Origin of the sequence: uncultured Jatrophihabitans sp. (assembly GCF_964251945.1) — a bacterium.
GTDB lineage: Bacteria > Actinomycetota > Actinomycetes > Mycobacteriales > Jatrophihabitantaceae > Jatrophihabitans.
This window is the reverse complement of record NZ_CAXULP010000003.1, coordinates 372,437-390,639: the sequence shown is the minus strand read 5'-3', so window position 1 is coordinate 390,639 and position 18,203 is coordinate 372,437. Positions and strand designations below refer to the sequence as shown.

The following is an 18,203-nucleotide window of genomic DNA, read 5'->3' as shown; positions in this document are numbered from 1 at the left end:
ACGCGCGCCACTGTCATGCCCTGCGCGCGCCATGACGGCCAGTCGCCATGACGCGGCGCCCCTCGTCGGACTCGTCATGCCCTGCGCGCGCCATGACGCACCACCGGCATGACAGCGCTCTTCCTCCGGCGCAATAGGGTCGACGCCGTGACGACGATCGCCTTCCTCGGCCCGGAAGGGACGTTCGCGCACGCCGCGCTGCGCCAGTTGCCCGTGTCGACGGATGCAAAGCTGCTGCCGATGTCGAGCGTCACGCACGCCATCGACGCGGTGCGCACGTCCGCCGCCGACGCCGCGCTCGTGCCCCTGGAGAACTCCGTCGAGGGCGCGGTGCCGGCCACGTTGGACGAGCTGGCCGCCGGCTCTCCGCTCGTCATCGCCGAGGAGACATACCTAAGGGTACGGTTCGCGCTGATCGGCCGGCCGGGCGCCGAGCTGCGCGACATCCGGACGGTGGCGACTCATCCGCATGCCGAGGCGCAGGTGCGCCGCTGGCTGATGGCGCAACTGCCCGCGGCGCAGGTGGCGCTCGTCGGCTCGACTGCCGGCGCGGCGGCGGCCGTCGCGGCCGGCGAGTGCGACGCAGCGGTTGGCGCGGCGGTGGCCGCCGAGATCTACGGGCTGCAGGTCCTCGCCGACGGCATTGCCGACAACGACAGCGCGGTGACCAGGTTCGTGCTGCTGACCCGCCCCACGCCGCCAGCGGCGCCGACCGGCAACGACCGGACCACGATTGTCGCCTACCTGCGCGCGGACCACTCCGGGGCGTTGCTGGAATTGCTCAGCGAGTTCGGCAACCGCGGCGTCAACCTGACCCGCATCGAGTCGCGGCCGACGAAGGGCCGGATCGGGCAGTACTGCTTCTCGATCGACTGCGAGGGGCATGTGGCGGACGAGCGGGTGGGCGACGCCCTGGCCGCGCTTCGCCGGATCTGCGGGGACGTCCGCTATCTCGGCTCGTACCTGCGCCGAGACGGCCTGCAGGGTGCGGTGCTGTCCGGCCGCGCCGACCGCGACTTCGTGGACGCGCGATCGTGGCTGGCGCAGGTCCGCTCGACCGGTCGGTCCTGACCGCCGGAACTGTACAGATCGCCAGAGTGCCGACCGCGCGCCCTTGTCCGACGAGGTCGGCGAGCAGCGCCGCTGATCGATCAGTGGATCAGCTCTTCCGGCCTGGGGGACGCTGGCCGGCATCCGCAACGTCCCCCGACCGGAAAACGTGATCGACCCAGGCCCTGACGCACTACCGCGGCAGCAGCAGGATCAGAGGTAGAGGCCGGTGTTCTGGTCGTTGCGCTCGGCGGCGACGGCGTGCAGGTCGCGTTCGCGCAGCAGCAGGAATTCCTCGCCCGCGATCTCGACCTCGAACCGGTCGTCCGGGCTGAACAGCACGCGGTCGCCGGACTCGACGGCGCGGACGTGATTGCCGACCGCGAGCACCTCGCCCCACATCAGCCGCTTCGAGACCTGCGCGGTGGCCGGGATGAGGATGCCGCCGGACGAGCGCCGTTCGCCGTTCTCGGTCGGCTCGCGAACGAGCACCCGGTCGTGCAGCATCTTGATCGGCAACCGCTCAGTCATGCTGCGTCACGCTACGGGCCGAGGTCCGATCTTGATGCAGATGGCGGTGCTGCTACCCGGAGATCGCATCAAGATCGCTCCGACCCCCCGAAGATCTTTGGCAACCGCGCCGATCTGGCGGCCTTCGCAGCCTCCTTGGCCGCCATCTTCGCGGCGAGCTCGGGGCCGTATCCGAGGTCGCCGCGCGGCATGACTTCGAGAAAGGGCTCGTCAGTGGGGTCGTCCCATACGTGCGGGTCGTCGAGGGCGCTGACGTCGGCCTCTTCCTCATAACTCCCGTCGGCCCAGATGTGCCAGACCAGAACGACGTCCTCGGTCGCCATGACCCGGTCGAGCGCTGCCCTGGCGTGCTCGACATACTCGCTGCGCGGCACGCGGGGTGGCGGCCCGTTCAGCTCCCAGAAAAACTCGTACAGGCCAACCCGGCCAGCCCCGAGCATGTCGCTCACTTCCTGCGCCACGCCGGCGACCACGGCCTCGTTCATCGCAGAGTCGGGTTTCCAGCAAGCGGCAGTTTGATCTTGTCGCTGTTCTGAGACACCGTCACATAAGGGCCCCAGGTGACCTCCTCCGGACGCGTGCCTTTTCCGTAACCAGGCATGATGCGAATGCGCCTGTTCGATCGCTCGGGATCGATGAATATCTCGCCGCCGCCAGACTTAGTGGGCTCGCGCTTCCAGTTCTTCGGGATGCTGGCGCGGACTCGGGACATCGTCATCCCTTCCAACAGTTGCGGGTCGAACCGTTTGGGGTTCTCGATGCCGACCAGGATGCGCCCACGGAACCCGGTCGCGATGCGCAGAGCCGCGACCTGCTCGCCGATTCGGCCCACGATCGGCAACCGGCGGGCCGCGGTCACGCTCGCCGCGGCCGCGCGCATCCGCAGCACGGCCTGCAACTCGGCGCTCAACGCCCGCGCCGTGTCCAGGACCGCGGCCACCTTCGCCTGCACCAGCCGCACGGCAACCGCGAATGCCTCGATCAGCTGCCGCACCCTGGCCGCGATCGCCGCCAACCGGCCCGCCTCGATGGCCTGCGTCGGAGCTTGCGCCGCCCCCGCCGTCACGATGGACGCCAGGAATCCGACGCCCTCGATCAGCCCGGTCTGCCACGCGAGGTCGCCGAGGGCGTCGAGCACCGACGAACGCGCGACGTCGAGGTGCCGCGCATATTCCTCGCACCCCTCGGCGAGCGAGTTGTAGACCGCGCCCAACCGCTGCATCCGAGCGCGCATTGCGAGGCAGACGGTCCCTATGTCGTCGGCCTCGGGCAGCTGGTCGAGGATGAACCGCACCGACGCCAACCACACCATGTCGGCCGCGTCGGTCACCGCGTCCGCCGCCCGACGCCACGCGGCGGCGCATGCTCGCAGCCGGTCCTGGTGCCCGTTCGGCCAGACGCGGCCGATCAGGTCCTCGACGATCGACCAGCCCGTCGGCGCACCGGCTCCGACGCCGGTCGCGGTGGGCGGCGAGCAGGTCATGCTGATCGCGGCGTCGCCAGGCAGCCGTGCGGTCTGCGCCGCGATCGCCGCGCGGGCGCCCGGCGAGGACGCCGCGTCCGCCGCCTCGTAATTCAGTGCGGAGAACTCGAACAGCTCGGCCAGGTTGTAGCAGGCGTTCACGGTGTCCCGGCCGGCAACGAGCGCCGCCGCCGCGGCCGGGTCGTAGCTCTGCGCCCACGCCCGGCCGGCCGGGTCGTCGCCGGCCATCCCGCCGCAGCCGTTCAACGCGTCCGACAGCCCGAAGACGGCCGTCTGCGACGGCTTGCCGACGGAGTGGAACACGAGGTTCGCCGCGTCGACGAAGTCCGCGGTTTCGACGACCAGCATGGCCGTCATTGCGCCCACATCCGGCGGTTCACCGTCGCCGCGGCCGAATAGTTCGCATGCGCGGTGGCGAGGATGGACGACAGCGTCGCGAGGGCGTGCCTCGTCTCCGCGGCCCCCGCCGACCACGCCGCGTGCGCTGCGGAATGGGCCTGCGCCGCCTCGCCGGTCCACGACACGGGCAGCGCCCGAACCCGCCGGTCGACGTCGTCGTGGGCGGCAGCCAGCCGCGCCGCGTACCGCTCCATCCGGACCACCAGCTCGGCCAACGCCGGCAGGTCGAGCGCCAAGCGGGTCATCCGCCCTCCTTCGTCGGGCGATGACGGCGTGCTGGCCACATTGATGACCTCGCAAGCTCGGTCACGACGCCGCCCGCCGAACCGCGGCGTCGACCGCCGCGTCCGCGCCGGCGTAGTCGCTGCCGGCCGCGCCCACCGCCTCGCCGAGCAAGTCCAGCGCGCCGAGCATCGCCACGATCCCGTCGACCCAGCCGTCCCAGCCGGCGCGGAACACCGTGCCGGCCGGCGACTGCCAACCGTTCGACAGAGTGTCGGCGGCCGCGGCGCGAAGCTCGGCGAGCCCGTCGCGCGCCGCCGCCGCGGCGCCCCGCACCGCCCGCTCGACCTCGGCGAGCTGTGCCGGATCGACCCGGTATCCGCCCATCGCCCGCCCCCGTTCGGTGTGTCCGGCGAGAGCGTAAGCAGTTTGAGACCGCGTCCGGACGGCCTGTGGACAACCGTGGCCGGACAATCGCCAAGGGCCGCTCAGTAACCTGAGGACTGTGATCGATCTGAAGCTGGTCCGCGACGACCCGGACGCCGTGCGCGCGTCCCAGCGGCTGCGCGGGGCGGACGAGTCGCTGGTCGACGCCCTGCTCGCCGCCGACGACGCCCGCCGGGCCGCGGTCACCCGGGCGGACGGGCTGCGGGCCGAGCAGAAGACGATCGGCCGCGAGGTCGCGAGGGCCAGCGCCGAGGACCGGCCGCACGTCCTGACCCGCGCTCGCCATCTCGCCGACGACGTCAAGACGGCCGAGGCCGAACAGCAACGCGCCGACGACGCGCTGCGAGAAGCGCACCTCGCGATTGCCAACATCGTCGAGGACGGCGTGCCGCCCGGCGGTGAGGACGATTTCGTGACGCTCGAAATCGTCGGCGCCCCGCCGTCCGTCGCCGACCCGAAGGACCACGTCGAGATCGGCGCCGGGCTCAGCGCGATCGACACCGAACGTGGCGCGAAGGTGTCCGGCGCGCGGTTCTACTTCCTCACCGGCATCGGCGCGCAGCTTGAGCTCGCGCTTGTCAACATGGCGATGGCGCAGGCGATGGACGCCGGGTTCACGCCGGTCATCGCGCCTGCGCTGGTCAAGCCGGAGATCATGGCCGGCACCGGATACCTCGGCGCGCACGCCAGCGAGGTCTACCGGCTGGCCGACGACGACCTGTACCTCGTCGGGACCTCGGAGGTCGCGCTCGGCGGCTACCACTCGGGCGAAATCCTGGACGAGCTGCCGCGTCGCTACGCCGGCTTCTCCAGCTGCTTCCGCCGCGAGGCCGGCAGCTACGGAAAAGACACCAAGGGCATCATCCGCGTGCACTGGTTCGACAAGGTGGAGATGTTCTCCTACGTCGAGGCCGCCGACGCCAAGGACGAGCACCGGCGGCTGCTCGCGTGGGAGCGCGAGTTCATGGACTCCCTCGAGCTCGCCTACCGGGTGATCGACACCGCCGCCGGCGACCTGGGCGCCAGCGCGTCCCGCAAGTTCGACATCGAGGCGTGGTTCCCGTCGCAAGCGGCCTACCGCGAGTTGACGTCGACGTCGAACTGCACCACGTTCCAGGCTCGGCGGCTGAACGTCCGCACTCGGGGCGCTGCGCAGGATCGCGGAACCGAGCCGGTCGCCACGCTGAACGGGACGCTGTGCGCGGTCGCCCGCACCATCGCCTGCCTGCTGGACCACCATCAGCAGCCGGACGGGACGGTGTACGTGCCGCAGGCGCTGCGGCCCTACCTCGGCGGCCGCGAGCTGCTGACACCATGATCAACCCGTCATGATCAACCCGTCATGATCAAGCTGTTCGCCACCGACCTTGACGGCACCCTGCTGCGCAGCGACAACACCGTGTCCGACCGGACGCGGGCGGCCCTGCGCTCGGCTGCCGACGCCGGCCTGGTCGTCGCGTTCGTCACCGGCCGCCCGCCGCGCTGGCTGGACGTGCTGGTGGAGGAGACCGGGCACGTCGGCGTCGCCGTTGGGGCGAACGGCGCGGTGCTCTACGACATGGCCGCCGAGGAGTTGCTGAGCGTCCACGCGCTCGAGCCGGAGTTGATGCGCGAGCTCGGCGCAGAGCTGCGCACCGCGTTTCCCGCCGTCAATTTCGCCGTCGAGTACGGGCACGGCTTCGCCGCCGAGAAGGACTACGTCCACGACTGGCAGATCAGCCCCAGCCACGACCGCCGCGGCTCGCCGATCGCCCGGCCGGTCATCGCGGACTTCGCCGAGATCACCGCCGATCCCGGCGTCAAGCTGCTCGCGAAGGACCGCGCCGCCGACGCCGACGAGTTCCTCGCCGCGGCGCTCGACCTGGTGGGCGGCCGCGCGACGATCACGCATTCGTCGTCGTTCGGGCTGTTGGAGATCTCCGCGCCGGGCGTCACCAAGGCCACCGGGCTGGCCGAGTTGGCGGCGCGGCACGGCGTCGGCGCTGACCAGGTCGTCGCGGTCGGCGACATGCCCAACGACATCGCGATGCTGCGCTGGGCCGGCCGGTCGTACGTGGTGGCCGACGCGCATCCGGCCGCGGTCGCCGCGGCGGACGAGGTCATCGGCAGCAACGACGACGACGCCGTCGCGAAGCTGATCGAGTCGCTGCTGCCCTGAGCCCTGACAAAACCTCGAGCCCTCGATGATCTCGGCCGGATCCCGCGTTTTCGCGCGGTTCCGCCGAGATCATCGCGAGAGTTGCTCCCGCAGCGCAACGCGATTGATCTTGCCGCTCGTCGTCTTCGGCAGCTCGGGCACGAACCAGATCCGCCGCGGGTACTTGTACGGCGCGGTTTCGGCGCGCACGAACGCCTGCAGCTCGCTCACCAGTTCGGGGGACGCCGGGCCGGGGTCTCTCAGCACCACCGCCGCGGCCACCACCTGGCCGCGCGCATCGTCGGCCACCCCGAAAACCGCGCACTCGCGCACCGCGGGATGCCCGCTCAGCGTCGACTCCACCTCCGCCGGGCCGATCCGGTAGCCGGAGCTGATGATCACATCGTCGGCCCGCGCCTCGAAGAACAGCCAGCCGTCGTCGTCGCGGCGCACCTGGTCACCGGTGTGCCACGGGCCGGCCGGCGCCGGCGACCCGTCGTAGCCGAGGAAGAACGTCGGGACGCTCGCCGGGTCGAGGACGAGCTCGCCGTCGACGACTTCCGCCCGCACCCCGGGCAACGGCCGGCCCATCGACCCAGGCGGCGCGCTCTCGCCCGGCCGCACGCCGGTGACCTGGCCGGTCTCGGTCTGCCCGTACCCGTCGGAGATCTCGAGGCCGGTCTGCGTGCGCCATGCCTCGAAGGCCGGCACGCCGAGCGGCTCGCCGGCGGTGATCGCCCGGCGCAGCGACGGCAGCGGCCCGATCGGCCCGGCCGCGGCGATCAGCCGATACTCGGTCGGCGCCATGCACAGCACCCGCACCCCTTCGGCGCGAACGGTGGCCAGCCGGCGGGCCGGGACGAAGCGCTCGTCCTGCAGCAACGCGGCAGCCCCGCCGAACCACGGCGCCAGGAAGCTGTTGCGCGCCGACTTCGACCAGCCCGGCGCGGCCGTCGACCACACCAGCTCGCCCGGGCGCGCGGCCATCCACTCGGCCGCTTGCAGCTGCTGGCCGGCGACGTAACGCTGCCCGTGCGTCACCAGCTTCGGCTCGCCGCTCGTCCCGGACGTGAACAGCACGAACGCCGGGTCCGTCGGGCCGAGCCCGGCGAACGGCGCCTGCGGGTCGCCGCCGAGCAACGACGCGGCCGGCACGTCGAGCACCGGGCAACCCGGCGCCGCAGCGTCGACCACCGCGCGATTGCGCACGTCGGCGAGCACCAGCGCCGGCCGGGCGCGGCGCAGTCGCAGCTGCAGGTCCTTGGGCCGCAGCTGCTCGCTGCACGGCAGCGTCGCGACGCCGATGCGCAGCCCGGCCAGGATCGACACGACGTATTCGACGGTGTTGCCGACGAGCGTCAGCACCGTCTCGCCGCGCGCCACCCCGCGGTCGAGGTAGGCGTTGGCAAGCGATCCGCTGGCCGCCAGCAGCTCGCCGAACGTCCACTCCCGGCGGGCGCCGTCGGCGGCCAGCGTGACGACGGCCAGCTCGCCTGCCGGCCGGCCGGCGACGACGTCGCGGACGAAGTTCACCTACAGGTACTGGCCGGTGCCGCGGCCGCCGTGCTCTTCGTCGTCGCCGGAGGCCGGCGTCAGCCGCACACCGGGCGGCATGATCATCTGACCGCCCGGGCCGACGATGACGTGCTGGCCGCCGTCCCCGCCGCCGGGCAGCGCCCGGCGGCGGATCTCCTCCAGCTGCTGGCGGGCGACCATCTGCTGCGCGAACAGCGCCGTCTGGATGCCGTGGAACAAGCCCTCCAGCCAGCCGACGAGCTGCGCCTGGGCGATCCGCAGCTCTGCCTCGGACGGCGTCTCGCCGCCGAACGGGATCGTGATGCGGTCAAGCTCTTCGCGCAGTTCCGGCGCGAGGCCCGTTTCGAGCTCGCGGATCGAGGATTCGTGGATCTCCCGCAGCCGCGCCCGGCCGGCTTCGTCCAGCGGCGCGGCGCGGACCTCTTCGAGCAGCTGCTTGATCATGGTGCCGATGCGCATCACCTTCGCCGGCTGCTGCACCTGGGCGGAGATCGCGTCGTCCTCGGTGACGTCGACGACGCCGGCCGGATCGGCCGCGCCGGCCGCCTGCGTGCCGGACGCCTGCGTGCCGGCGCCCTGCGGGTGGGCAATGCTGTCGCTGGGCTCGCTCACGTCGTCCAGTCTGCCTCGCCGCGCCGATGGACTGCCGCTCAGGGCACGCGCAGGACCACCTTGCCGATGTGCTCGCTGGAATCGACGAGCCGGTGCGCCTCGCCGGCGTCGTCGAGGGTCAACACGCGGTCCACGATCGGGCGCACCGCGCCGGACTCGATCATCGGCCAGACGTTGGCTTGCGTCTCGGCGACGATCTCCGCCTTCTGCGCCAGCGATCGGCCGCGCAGGCCGGCCGCGTGGATCGTGATCCGCTTGCTGAGCACGGCGCCGAGGTTGAGCTCGCCCCTGACGCCGCCCTGCAGGCCGAGCACGATCAGCCGGCCGCCGACCCCGAGCGCCGCGATGTTGCGCGGGAGGTAGCTGGCCCCCATGTTGTCGAGCAGGACGTCGAGACCGGCGCCGTCGGTGAGCTCCCGGACGACCTCCTCGAACTCCTCCTCGCGGTAGTTGATCGGGTGGTCGGCGCCCAGGCTGCGGCAGACATCGACCTTGCGCTTGGTGCCGGCGGTGCAGAAGACCTCGGCGCCGAACCGGTGCGCCACCTGGATCGCCATCGTGCCGATGCCGCTCGAGCCGCCGTGGACAAGGAAGCGCTCGCCCGGCTGCAGCCGGCCGGCGAGCGGACCGAACACCATCGACCAGACCGTGCACGCGGCCTCCGGCAGCGCGGCGGCGTCGACCAGTGAGACGCCAGCCGGCACCGGCAGCAACTGGCCGACCGGCACCGCGACCTGCTCGGCATAACCGCCGCCGGCCAGCAGCGCGCAGACCTGATCGCCGACCTCCCAGCCCGCGACCGTCTCGCCGACCGCGGCGATCGTGCCGGCGCACTCCATGCCGAGGTACGGCGACGCGCCGTCCGGCGGCGGGTAGTTGCCCTGCCGCTGCAGCAGGTCGGCGCGGTTGATCGCGGTGGCGGCGACCCGGATGAGGACATCGTCCGGCCCGGGGGTCGGGTCGGGCACCTCTTGGACCTCGAGGACCTCGGGTCCGCCGGGCTCAGTGATCACGACAGCGCGCACGCCGTCGACCGTACTGTGACGCCCATGCCTCGCATCACCGTCGGCGCCGGGCCGCTGACCGAAGCCGATGTCGTCGCCGTCGCCCGGCTCGGCGCCGGCGTCGAATTGGCCGCTTCGGCACAGGCGGTGATCGCGCGATCGCGGGCGATCGTCGAGGCGCTGGCTGGCGATGCCGAGCCGCACTACGGCATCTCGACCGGGTTCGGCGCCCTGGCCATGAAGCACATTCCACTCGAGCGCCGCGCGCTGCTGCAGCGCTCGCTGATCCGCTCACACGCCGCCGGCTCCGGCCCCGAGGTCGAGCGCGAGGTCGTCCGGGCGATGATGCTGCTGCGGCTGGCCACGCTCGCCACCGGGCACACCGGCGTCCGCCCGCAGACGGCCGCCGCCCTCGCCGGGCTGCTGAACGCCGGGCTGACGCCGGTGGTCCGCGAGTTCGGCTCGCTGGGCTGCTCGGGCGACCTCGCGCCGCTCGCGCACGTCGCGCTCGCACTGCTCGGCGAGGGGACGATCCGCACGTCGGGCGGCACGGCGCTGCCGGCGGCCGACGCGCTCGCCGGGCACGGCCTCGCGCCGGTGGACCTCGCCGAGAAGGAGGGCCTGGCGCTGATCAACGGCACGGACGGGATGCTCGGCCAGCTGCTGCTGGCCTGCGCCGACCTCGACCTGCTGCTGCGCACCGCCGACCTGAGCGCCGCGATGAGCGTCGAGGCGATGCTCGGCACCGCGCGGGTCTTCGGCGCCGACCTGCAGGCGCTGCGTCCGCAGCCCGGCCAGGCGGTGGCCGCCGCGAACATGACCGCGCTGCTCGCCGGCTCGCCGATCGTGGCCTCGCACGCCGGGCCGGACTGCGTGTACGTGCAGGACGCGTACTCGATGCGCTGCGCCCCGCAGGTCGCCGGGGCCGCTCGGGACACCCTCGCCCATGCCCGGACGGTGGCCGGCCACGAGCTGGCGGCCGCCGTCGACAACCCGGTCGTGCTGCTGGACGACCTGGACGACGTGGACGACGTCGACGGCTCTGTCGGGGCCGGCGAGCAGGTGCAGTCGAACGGCAACTTCCACGGCGCGCCGGTGGCCTACGTGCTCGACTTCCTCGCCATCCCCGCCGCCGACGTCGCCTCGATCAGCGAGCGGCGCACCGACCGGATGCTCGACGCGACGCGCTCCCGGGGGCTGCCGCCGTTCCTCGCCGACGACCCCGGCGTCGACTCCGGCCACATGATCGCCCAATACACCCAGGCGGCGCTGGTGTCGGAGCTCAAACGCCTGGCGGCGCCGGCCAGCGTCGACTCGATCCCGTCGAGCGCGATGCAGGAGGACCACGTCTCGATGGGCTGGTCGGCCGCGCGCAAGCTGCGCCGCTCGGTGGACGCGCTCACCCGGGTGCTCGCCATCGAGCTGCTGACCGCGGCGCGAGCGCTTGAGCTGCGCGCGCCGATCGCGCCAGGGCCGGCGACCGGCGCGGTCGTGGCCGCGCTGCGGGAGACCGTGCCCGGCCCGGGGCCTGACCGGCACCTGTCGCCGGAGATCGAGGCGGCGGTGGAGTTCGTCCGATCCGGCGCCGCGGTGGCCGCGGCCGACGCTACGCTGCCCGCTCCGCTGCGCTGACGGCCGGTCAGGGTGCGCGGGATCCTCGTTCCCGCTCCTGTGCGACGAGTTCGTCGAGATCGGCGAGCCGATCGAGGCCGCGCAGTGGCTGCGCCATCCGGTGGTTGCCGGCCAGCCGCTGCCGATTGCGGTCGAGGAAGGCCCAGTAGCCCGCCGTGAACGGACACGCGTTTTCCCCCACGCGCACCTTCGGGTCGTACCGGCAGCCGCCGCAGTAGTCGCTCATCCGGTTGATGTAGGCGCCGCCGCCGGCGTAGGGCTTCGTCGTCATGACGCCGCCGTCCGCATGCTGGGACATGCCGACGACGTTCGGCGTCATCACCCACTCGTAGCCGTCGACGAACGCGCGATGGAACCAGTCGCTCACCTCGCTCGGGCGCCAGCCGCGCTGCATCGCGTAATTGCCGAGCACCATCAGCCGCGGGATGTGGTGCGCCCAGCCGTGCTCGGACACGTTCTTCAGCACGTCGGACAGGCAGACGGCGTCGACGGAATCGTGGTCGAGCTCGGCGAACCAGCGCGGCAGGCGAGTCGTCGCGCCGAGTTCGTTGCGCCGCCGGTAGCCGCGCGGCTGGTGCCAGTACATGTGCCAGACGTAGTCGCGCCAGCCCAGCACCTGGCGCACGTACCCCTCCACCGACGCGATCGGCGCGCGGCCTTCGCGGTACTCGCGCTCGGCCAGCCGGAGGAGCTCGATCGGATCGAGCAGGCCCAGGTTCAGCGGCGCCGACAACATCGAATGGGCCAACCACGGGTCGGCGCGCAGCATCGCGTCCTCGTGCGCGCCGAACGCCGGCAGCCGGTTCGCCATGAAGTCTTGCGCGGCGGTCAGCGCCTCGGCGCGCGAGGCAGCGAACCGCCGCGGGCCGTCCACACCGAGAAATCGCATTCCCTCAGCAGCCCACCGGTCGAGGTCGGCGCGGACCTCCTCGTCGATGTCGTCCTCGGTCGGTGTCCAGCGCTCCGGAAGGCCGAGCGTCGGCTGTTTCGGCGGCGGCTCGCGGTTGTCGTGGTCGAAGTTCCAGCGACCGCCGGCCGGCTCGACGCCGTCCATGAGGACGTCCGCTCGGCGCCGGGCGTCGCGGTAGAAGTCCTCCATCAGCAGGCGACGGCGGCCCCGGCCGTCGGCCCAGGCCGCGAAGTCGGCGAGGGACGTGACGTAGCCGCGCGGGTCGAGCACCTCGACTCGCTGGCCGCGGACGAAGTCCAGCGCCGCGCGCGAGGTCGGGTGGCAGACCGCGAGGGGCTCGTCGACTTGGGCGAGCGCCTCGGCGTACGTGTCGGCGCGGACGTATTGGCACTGGTCGCCCAGTTTGGCGGCTCGGCGCCGCATCGCCGAGAGGACCAGATGCGCCTTTTGCCGGTGGAAACGACGGCGGCGAAACACCGCCTTTGACTCGATCATGAGCACGCGCTGGTCAGCGTCGTCGACGAAGTGCGGGCCGAGCTGATCGCCAAAGATCCACCGGGTCGTCACCTTGCTCTGCTTACCCCCGCGAAGCGACTTCGGCTTCCCGCACGCGGTGGTCGAAGTCGATCTCCAGAATCGACCACCTCGTGCGAAGCCGGGCGGGGACAGGTGCGGCCGTGCCAGGATCGGAGCATGTATCTCGCCACCACCGAGCAGGCGAACGCCCTGCTCGAGCGCGACCCGTTGGCGCTGCTGATCGGCATGCTGCTCGACCAGCAGATCCCGATGGAAAAGGCGTTCACCTCGCCACAGGTGTTGCGCGAGCGGCTCGGCGGCCAGCTGGACGCCCGGGCGATCGCGATGCACGACCCCGAGCAGTTCGAAGCGGTCTTCCGCGAGCCGCCGGCGCTGCACCGGTTCCCGGCGGCGATGGCGAAGCGGGTGCAGGCGCTCGCCCAGCTCCTCGTCGAGCGCTACGACGGCGACGCCGAGGCCGTCTGGACGGGCGCGGCCGACGGCCCGGATCTGGTGCGCAGGATCGGCGGTTTGCCCGGCTTCGGCGAGCAGAAGGCCAAGATCTTCGCAGCGTTGCTCGGCAAGCAGTTCGACGTCCGACCCAACGGCTGGCGCGAGGCCGCCGGCGACTACGGCGCGGACGGCGCCACCCGCTCGATCGCCGACGTGGTCGACGACGCGTCCCGCAAGGCCGTGCGCAGCTTCAAGCAGCAGCAGAAGGCCGCCGCGAAGTCGTCCTGACCGGACCTGGCGCCTGCCGGGCGCCGCCTACCTAGCCGAGCCGCGCTGCTAACCGAGCCTGCGCTGCAAGCCGATCCTGCGCTGCTCAGACGCCGGCGAAGGCGGCCGCGCGCAGCGTCTCGACGCCGCGGGTGAGCCGGTCGAGAAGCGCCTCGTCGACATCCGCCCCGCAGAACCGCAGCCAGTTGCCGACCATCCGGTGGCCGCCCTGCGTCAGCACCGACTCCGGGTGGAACTGCACGCCCTCGATCGGCAGCGACTCGTGCCGCAGCGCCATGACGATCCCGGACGGCGTCCGCCCGGTCACCAGGATCTCGGCGGGCAGGTCCTCGGCGCAGACGGCCAGCGAGTGGTAGCGGGTGGCGGTGAACGGCGAGGGCAGTCCGGCGAGCACGCCCGTACCGTCGTGCACGACCTCGCTCGTCTTGCCGTGCAGCAGTTCCGGCGCGCGCAGCACCGGCGCGCCGAACACCGCGCCGATCGCCTGATGGCCGAGGCACACGCCGAGCAGCGGCAGCTCCCGGCTCGCGCAGGCCTCGACGAATGCCATCGACTGGCCGGCGTCGTGCGGCGTGCCAGGGCCGGGGGAGATCAGCACGCCGCTCACGCCGAGCCGGTCGAGCTCGGCGGGCGTGACGTCGTCGTTGCGCCGCACCACCACGTCGGCGCCCAGCTGGCCCAGGTACTGCACGAGGTTGTAGACGAAGCTGTCGTAGTTGTCGATGACGAGGACGCGCGCGCTCACCTGGTCGAGGCTACGTCAGCGCGCACGGCCGATTCAGTGGCTCGGGACGGTGACCTGGCTGATCGGCAGGTGCGGCTCGAGCCAGGGAAACACCACGAACAGCAGCAGCGCGGCGACCGCGGCGAACAGCAGCAGCGCGCCGCCGAGGCGCGCCACGAGCGGCCCCGGCAGGTGCCGCCAGATCCAGCTGTACATCAGGACCCGCTTCCGTACAGGGCGGCGACCGACGCCGGCATCGCCGACCCGCTCGCCGCGCTCGTGCTCGTCAGCCGCGCGAACACGATCATGCGGTGCGTCGCGGTGAACTTGGGATGGCAGGTCGTCAGGGTCATCAGCGCCGCCGGCCCGCGGGCGCCGGGGTGGTTGGGGTAGGGCAGCAGCACCTCGCCGTCCGAGGGCGAGACGATCTCTCGCCCGGGCAGCCCGGTCGCCGTGTCGCGGGCGTGCTGTGGGTCGGCGCCGGCCGGGGCGCCGAGCACGCGATAGACGAACCAATCGGACTTCGTCTGCACGATCAACGGGTCGCCGGCGCGCAGCTTGTCGATGTTGAGGAACGGCTCGCCCTTGCCGACCCGGTGACCCGCGACCGCGAAGTTCCCGCGTCGCCCGGGGAGCGCCGTGCTGCCGTAGTGCGCGACGCCCTGCTCGAGCTGGGCGTCGTCGGGCACCTCGTCGCCCTGGACGATCGCCTCGGTGTAATCACGGCCGAGCCGCGGGATGTAGAGGATGGCGATGCCTTTCCCGACGGGCAGTGTCGCGACACCGCCCTTCGGGAGGGTGAGCGGGTCGACCGTGTCTTGTTCCCAGTGTTTTTCCAGCACGCTGATCTGGCGACGGTTGTCGGCGTCGGCGAACAGGTTGGTGACCCACACTTCGTATACGACGAACAACAGCGCGACGACGCCGAGCGTGATCAGCGTCTGCCCAACCCCGCGCAGCGCGAACCGCACTCGGTCGGCGCGGCGCGCGCGCGCGTCGTCGGCCGGTTGCGCGGGTGGGGGTTCGAGCGAAGTGGCCGACATAGGTCGATTGTCACCCGTCCGCGTGCGCGTAGCCGAGCGTGACCGCGCCGGTGAAGGCCGGCAGGCTCAATCGTCCACGCGGCGCGACGGTGTATCCGAGGCCGTAGTAGGTCGCCGCCTCCCGGAACAGCCGCACTCCCGGCGACTGTGCGAGGCGCGCCTGCATCGCCGCGGCCGGCCCGATCGCCTCGACCCGGAACGGGGGAGAGAAGACCTCGCCGTTGAGCAGCAGCGTGTTGCCGACGCAGCGCACCGCCGAGGTCGCGATGACGCGCTGGCCGGCGATCGTCATCGCTTCGGCCCCGCCGGCCCACAGCGCGTTGACCACCGACTGCAGGTCCGACTGGTGCACGACGAGCTGGTTCGGGTCGACGGTGCCGCTGGCCGGTTGCGCCGGCGCGTCGTCGAGGACGACGAGCAGCCCCGGCCCCGCCACGGCGGTGAGGCCGGCGGGCGCCCGCAGCGGCCCGCTGCGCGCCTGTGCGGCCGCGACCCCGGTGTTGTCCTGCCCGGCGCGTTCCTCCGCCTTGGTGACCTCGGCCTGCAGCGAGCGCATCGCGGTGTTCAGGGTCTGCACCCGCCGTTCGGCGGCGCGGACGGTGTCCACGAGATTGGCCGAGCCGGGCGCGCGCAGGTCGGTTCCGGCCGAGTCACGCGCGCTGACGGCGAAACCGAGTCCAGCGACCAGGCAGGCGACCGGCACGAGCACCCGCCAGGGCGTCCTGCGGGCCGCCAGCGCTGCGCTCCTGAGGCGGAGGCCCCGCGCGACGAGCCTCTTCACGCAGCGGCCTCCACTACGCTGACGGCATAGGTTGCAGGCGGCAGAGGTTGCGCCGCCGCGCAATCCTCGCAGACGAAGCTGACAGTTGGATGCCGACGCAACCGCGCCGGGCGAGCCTGGAGTGACACGTGCCTAAGTCGAAGGTCCGCAAGAAGCCGGACGCCCCGCTGCGCGCCACCGCTGGCGCCAGCGCGCCGGCGCGCACCCGGGCGCTCGCGCCCAGCCCGAGCTGGTACCCGATCGTGATGGCGGTCGTCCTCGTGCTCGGCCTGGCCTGGATGGTCGTGTACTACCTGACCAACAGCGGCACTTCGCCGCACATCCCGGTGATGGCCCCGCTCGGCACCTGGAACTTCGCCATCGGCTTCGGCGTGATGCTGCTCGGGCTCGTCATGGCGGTCCGCTGGCGGTGAGCCGGCCAACGTCCACACTTTGTCCACGCCTGTGATTACACACCTGTAGTTCTATCCCCAGCTGGGGACAAACCTGTGGACGACGATTCTCGGCCTGCTCAGGCCGCCTTCCGGCCGGACCCTCGGCCGACAGCCGGCGCCCTGGGCGGGTGCGTCGTCGCGGCGCTGATCGCGGCGCTGAGCTCGGACGCGCAGGGCCGGCTGCTCGCCGGCATCGCCGCTGTGGTCCTCGCCGCCTACGTGTCGGCCGACGTGCTGTTCACGCCCCGGCTCGTCGTCGGCGGCGACGGGATCGTGATCCGGTCGCCGCTCGTGCGGGCCACGCTCGGGTGGGCCGAGATCGACGACGTCCGAGCCGACGCGCGCACCCGGCTGGGGCTGCGCAGCACCACGCTCGAGATCGACGCCGGGCCCATGCTCGCCGTCCTCAGCCGCCGCGCGCTCAACACCGACCCGCACGACGTCGCGGAGGTGATCGCGGCGTTCCGCCCGCGCTGACGCCGGGCCGGCGACGCCTGGCGCCGACCCGTCACCAGGTGGCGGTGCGCACCGCCACGACGACCAGGACGAGCGCGGCCACCCCAGCCAGCCCGGCCGCCTGGATAGCGCTCGGCACGCGTCGGCCGACGTTCGGCAGGCCCCCGAGCGCCAACCCGGCCAGCGCGCCGACGACGAATCCGCCGAGATGGCCGAGCTTCGAGATGCCCGGGACCGAGAAGGTCAGGACGAAGTTCAACACGACGATGCCGACCAGCCACTGCGGGTCGAGGCCGAGCTTGCGCACCAGCAGCAGGGCGGCGCCGAAGAGCCCGAAGATCGCGCCGGACGCGCCGACGGTGGGCCCGATGGAGTTGCCGAAGGCGTAGATCGCGGCGCTGCCGCCGAGCGCGGCGAGCAGGTACACCGACGTGAATCGCCAGCGGCCGAGCAGCGCCTCGAGCGGCGGCCCGATCACCCCCAGCGCGAGCATGTTCGAGGCGATATGCAGCAGGTTGGCGTGCAGAAACGCCGAGGTGAGCAGCTGGTAGTAGTCCGAGTCGCCGTGGACGAACTCGGGCACCAGCTCCCAGCGGTTGAACAGCGATGACGGCGGGGACGCCGCCGGATCGTTGAACCCGCTCACTGATTGGATTCCCGTGTAGACGTAGGCGAGCACGTTCAACGCGATGAGCGTGATCGTGACGAATGGCGGGGAATCCAACAACCGCGCGCCGACCGCGCTGCGCGGTCGGCGCACCGACCGGGCGCCGGACTCGACGTCGTCCGGGCAGTGGAAGCCGACGGACGCCGGCCGCATGCAATCCGGGCAGATCGGCCGCTCGCAGCGGGTGCAGCGGATCCAGGCCTCCCGCTTCGGATGGCGGTAGCAGCGTGCGGCGGTCGCTGCGTCGGGCGGCTGACTCATGAGGGCGGAGACGACCCGACGGTCAGGCCGCGGGCTCCACGGTCACGGACGTGATGGTGATGTCCTCGACCGGCTTGTCGTTGCGGCCGGTGCGGGTCGACGCAATCTTGTCGACGACCGCGCGGCTGTCCGCGTCGGCGACCTCGCCGAAGATCGTGTGCTTGCGGTTGAGGTGCGGCGTGCGGCCGACGGTGATGAAGAACTGCGAGCCGTTAGTGTTCGGCCCGGAGTTCGCCATCGCCAGCAGGTAAGGGCGGTCGAAGGCGAGCTCCGGGTGGAACTCGTCGCCGAACTTGTAACCGGGGTCGCCGTAGCCCTCGCCGAGCGGATCGCCGCCCTGGATCATGAACCCGGCAATGACCCGGTGGAAGATCGTGCCGTCGTAGAGCGGGTCGTTGGACTTCTGGCGGGTGCCGGGGTGCGTCCACTCCCGACCGCCGCTGGCGAGGTCGACGAAGTTCTTGACCGTCTTCGGCGCGTGGTTGCCGAACAGCTCGATGCGGATGTCGCCCTCGCTGGTGTGCAAGACGGCGATCTGAGTGGCGGGCACAGCAGCACCATTCCTTTAGCGGGTGTCGGCCTTGAGAGGACGTCGCCTTCGAGTGGATGTCGACCGT

General features: G+C 72.0%; 22 protein-coding genes. 7 read left to right on the top strand and 15 right to left on the bottom strand.

Annotation, left to right across the window (positions count from 1 at the left end; all coding sequences use genetic code 11):
* Positions 1-147: 147 nt before the first annotated feature.
* Entirely contained in the window at positions 148-1,071 is a 924-nt protein-coding gene (gene pheA / locus ACFFBG_RS09385; RefSeq protein ID WP_375477942.1) for a prephenate dehydratase, read from the top strand.
* Between the two features lie 192 nt (positions 1,072-1,263).
* On the opposite strand, the gene ACFFBG_RS09380 is transcribed toward pheA, so the two are convergent.
* The 5 genes from ACFFBG_RS09380 to ACFFBG_RS09360 all read right to left on the bottom strand — a co-directional run bounded on the left by ACFFBG_RS09380 (position 1,264) and on the right by ACFFBG_RS09360 (position 4,072).
* A complete protein-coding gene (locus ACFFBG_RS09380) occupies positions 1,264-1,581 on the bottom strand; it encodes a GroES family chaperonin (RefSeq protein ID WP_375477940.1) in 318 nt (105 codons plus the stop codon).
* 68 nt (positions 1,582-1,649) lie between these two features.
* Positions 1,650-2,054 (bottom strand): hypothetical protein, encoded by a 405-nt coding sequence (locus ACFFBG_RS09375; protein ID WP_375477938.1) that lies wholly within the window; start codon positions 2,052-2,054, stop codon positions 1,650-1,652.
* Positions 2,055-2,062: 8 nt separating this feature from the next.
* Positions 2,063-3,412, bottom strand: a complete 1,350-nt coding sequence (locus ACFFBG_RS09370) for a hypothetical protein (RefSeq protein WP_375477936.1) — start codon at positions 3,410-3,412, stop codon at positions 2,063-2,065.
* Between the two features lie 5 nt (positions 3,413-3,417).
* A complete protein-coding gene (locus ACFFBG_RS09365) occupies positions 3,418-3,708 on the bottom strand; it encodes a WXG100 family type VII secretion target (protein ID WP_375477934.1) in 291 nt (96 codons plus the stop codon).
* 61 nt (positions 3,709-3,769) lie between these two features.
* Positions 3,770-4,072: a WXG100 family type VII secretion target gene (locus ACFFBG_RS09360; protein ID WP_375477932.1), complete on the bottom strand. Its 303-nt coding sequence runs from the start codon at positions 4,070-4,072 to the stop codon at positions 3,770-3,772.
* 118 nt (positions 4,073-4,190) lie between these two features.
* On the opposite strand from ACFFBG_RS09360, the gene serS reads away from it, so the two are divergent.
* Together serS and ACFFBG_RS09350 are read left to right on the top strand one after the other, a co-directional pair.
* The gene (gene serS / locus ACFFBG_RS09355) at positions 4,191-5,450 is read left to right on the top strand and encodes a serine--tRNA ligase (protein ID WP_375477930.1); all 1,260 of its coding nucleotides are present in this window, start codon (positions 4,191-4,193) and stop codon (positions 5,448-5,450) included.
* 24 nt (positions 5,451-5,474) lie between these two features.
* Positions 5,475-6,290, top strand: a complete 816-nt coding sequence (locus tag ACFFBG_RS09350) for an HAD family hydrolase (RefSeq protein WP_375477928.1) — start codon at positions 5,475-5,477, stop codon at positions 6,288-6,290.
* Positions 6,291-6,359: 69 nt separating this feature from the next.
* On the opposite strand, the gene ACFFBG_RS09345 is transcribed toward ACFFBG_RS09350, so the two are convergent.
* From ACFFBG_RS09345 to ACFFBG_RS09335, 3 genes are read right to left on the bottom strand one after another with little or no spacing between them, the layout of a single operon-like run.
* Positions 6,360-7,802, bottom strand: a complete 1,443-nt coding sequence (locus tag ACFFBG_RS09345; protein ID WP_375477926.1) for an acyl-CoA synthetase — start codon at positions 7,800-7,802, stop codon at positions 6,360-6,362.
* Entirely contained in the window at positions 7,803-8,417 is a 615-nt protein-coding gene (locus ACFFBG_RS09340; protein ID WP_375477924.1) for a bacterial proteasome activator family protein, read from the bottom strand.
* A 38-nt stretch (positions 8,418-8,455) separates the two neighbouring features.
* Positions 8,456-9,442: an NAD(P)H-quinone oxidoreductase gene (locus ACFFBG_RS09335; protein ID WP_375477922.1), complete on the bottom strand. Its 987-nt coding sequence runs from the start codon at positions 9,440-9,442 to the stop codon at positions 8,456-8,458.
* A 24-nt stretch (positions 9,443-9,466) separates the two neighbouring features.
* Between ACFFBG_RS09335 and hutH the strand changes: the two genes are divergently transcribed.
* Positions 9,467-11,053, top strand: a complete 1,587-nt coding sequence (gene hutH / locus ACFFBG_RS09330) for a histidine ammonia-lyase (RefSeq protein WP_375477920.1) — start codon at positions 9,467-9,469, stop codon at positions 11,051-11,053.
* Positions 11,054-11,060: 7 nt separating this feature from the next.
* Here the strand turns inward: hutH and ACFFBG_RS09325 are convergent, their stop codons facing one another.
* Positions 11,061-12,530, bottom strand: coding sequence for a cryptochrome/photolyase family protein (locus ACFFBG_RS09325; protein ID WP_375477918.1), 1,470 nt, complete (start codon positions 12,528-12,530; stop codon positions 11,061-11,063).
* Positions 12,531-12,656: 126 nt separating this feature from the next.
* Here ACFFBG_RS09325 and ACFFBG_RS09320 point away from each other — a divergent pair, with 126 nt between their 5' ends.
* Entirely contained in the window at positions 12,657-13,220 is a 564-nt protein-coding gene (locus tag ACFFBG_RS09320) for an HhH-GPD-type base excision DNA repair protein (protein ID WP_375477916.1), read from the top strand.
* A gap of 85 nt (positions 13,221-13,305) precedes the next feature.
* Here the strand turns inward: ACFFBG_RS09320 and ACFFBG_RS09315 are convergent, their stop codons facing one another.
* Genes ACFFBG_RS09315 through ACFFBG_RS09300 form a run of 4 tightly spaced genes read right to left on the bottom strand, consistent with a single transcriptional unit; the run spans position 13,306 to position 15,768 of the window.
* Positions 13,306-13,965, bottom strand: coding sequence for an aminodeoxychorismate/anthranilate synthase component II (locus ACFFBG_RS09315; RefSeq protein WP_375477914.1), 660 nt, complete (start codon positions 13,963-13,965; stop codon positions 13,306-13,308).
* Positions 13,966-13,998: 33 nt separating this feature from the next.
* Positions 13,999-14,160, bottom strand: a complete 162-nt coding sequence (locus ACFFBG_RS09310; protein WP_375477912.1) for a hypothetical protein — start codon at positions 14,158-14,160, stop codon at positions 13,999-14,001.
* Entirely contained in the window at positions 14,160-14,987 is an 828-nt protein-coding gene (locus ACFFBG_RS09305; RefSeq protein ID WP_375477910.1) for a class E sortase, read from the bottom strand. The genes ACFFBG_RS09310 and ACFFBG_RS09305 overlap by 1 nt, the downstream gene beginning before the upstream one ends.
* A gap of 10 nt (positions 14,988-14,997) precedes the next feature.
* Complete coding sequence (locus tag ACFFBG_RS09300; protein WP_375477908.1) at positions 14,998-15,768, bottom strand: DUF881 domain-containing protein; 771 nt, start codon at positions 15,766-15,768, stop codon at positions 14,998-15,000.
* Between the two features lie 128 nt (positions 15,769-15,896).
* On the opposite strand from ACFFBG_RS09300, the gene ACFFBG_RS09295 reads away from it, so the two are divergent.
* Both ACFFBG_RS09295 and ACFFBG_RS09290 read left to right on the top strand, forming a co-directional pair.
* Positions 15,897-16,181 carry a cell division protein CrgA gene (locus ACFFBG_RS09295; protein ID WP_375477906.1) on the top strand — a complete coding sequence of 95 codons (285 nt, stop codon included), beginning with the start codon at positions 15,897-15,899 and terminating at the stop codon, positions 16,179-16,181.
* Between the two features lie 75 nt (positions 16,182-16,256).
* The gene (locus tag ACFFBG_RS09290; RefSeq protein ID WP_375477904.1) at positions 16,257-16,679 is read left to right on the top strand and encodes a PH domain-containing protein; all 423 of its coding nucleotides are present in this window, start codon (positions 16,257-16,259) and stop codon (positions 16,677-16,679) included.
* Between the two features lie 31 nt (positions 16,680-16,710).
* On the opposite strand, the gene ACFFBG_RS09285 is transcribed toward ACFFBG_RS09290, so the two are convergent.
* Positions 16,711-17,478: a rhomboid family intramembrane serine protease gene (locus ACFFBG_RS09285; RefSeq protein WP_375477902.1), complete on the bottom strand. Its 768-nt coding sequence runs from the start codon at positions 17,476-17,478 to the stop codon at positions 16,711-16,713.
* 130 nt (positions 17,479-17,608) lie between these two features.
* Positions 17,609-18,136, bottom strand: a complete 528-nt coding sequence (locus ACFFBG_RS09280; protein WP_375477900.1) for a peptidylprolyl isomerase — start codon at positions 18,134-18,136, stop codon at positions 17,609-17,611.
* Positions 18,137-18,203: the final 67 nt, after the last annotated feature.

Excerpts from the sequence above, each read along its gene's own strand:
- ACFFBG_RS09310 (WP_375477912.1), bottom strand. The coding sequence starts at position 14,160 with ATGTACAGCTGGATCTGGCGGCACCTGCCGGGGCCGCTCGTGGCGCGC.
- ACFFBG_RS09365 (WP_375477934.1), bottom strand. The coding sequence starts at position 3,708 with ATGACCCGCTTGGCGCTCGACCTGCCGGCGTTGGCCGAGCTGGTGGTC.
- hutH (WP_375477920.1), top strand. The coding sequence starts at position 9,467 with ATGCCTCGCATCACCGTCGGCGCCGGGCCGCTGACCGAAGCCGATGTC.
- ACFFBG_RS09320 (WP_375477916.1), top strand. The coding sequence starts at position 12,657 with ATGTATCTCGCCACCACCGAGCAGGCGAACGCCCTGCTCGAGCGCGAC.
- ACFFBG_RS09360 (WP_375477932.1), bottom strand. The coding sequence starts at position 4,072 with ATGGGCGGATACCGGGTCGATCCGGCACAGCTCGCCGAGGTCGAGCGG.
- ACFFBG_RS09370 (WP_375477936.1), bottom strand. The coding sequence starts at position 3,412 with ATGCTGGTCGTCGAAACCGCGGACTTCGTCGACGCGGCGAACCTCGTG.
- ACFFBG_RS09285 (WP_375477902.1), bottom strand. The coding sequence starts at position 17,478 with ATGCGGCCGGCGTCCGTCGGCTTCCACTGCCCGGACGACGTCGAGTCC.
- ACFFBG_RS09305 (WP_375477910.1), bottom strand. The coding sequence starts at position 14,987 with ATGTCGGCCACTTCGCTCGAACCCCCACCCGCGCAACCGGCCGACGAC.
- ACFFBG_RS09350 (WP_375477928.1), top strand. The coding sequence starts at position 5,475 with ATGATCAAGCTGTTCGCCACCGACCTTGACGGCACCCTGCTGCGCAGC.
- ACFFBG_RS09380 (WP_375477940.1), bottom strand. The coding sequence starts at position 1,581 with ATGACTGAGCGGTTGCCGATCAAGATGCTGCACGACCGGGTGCTCGTT.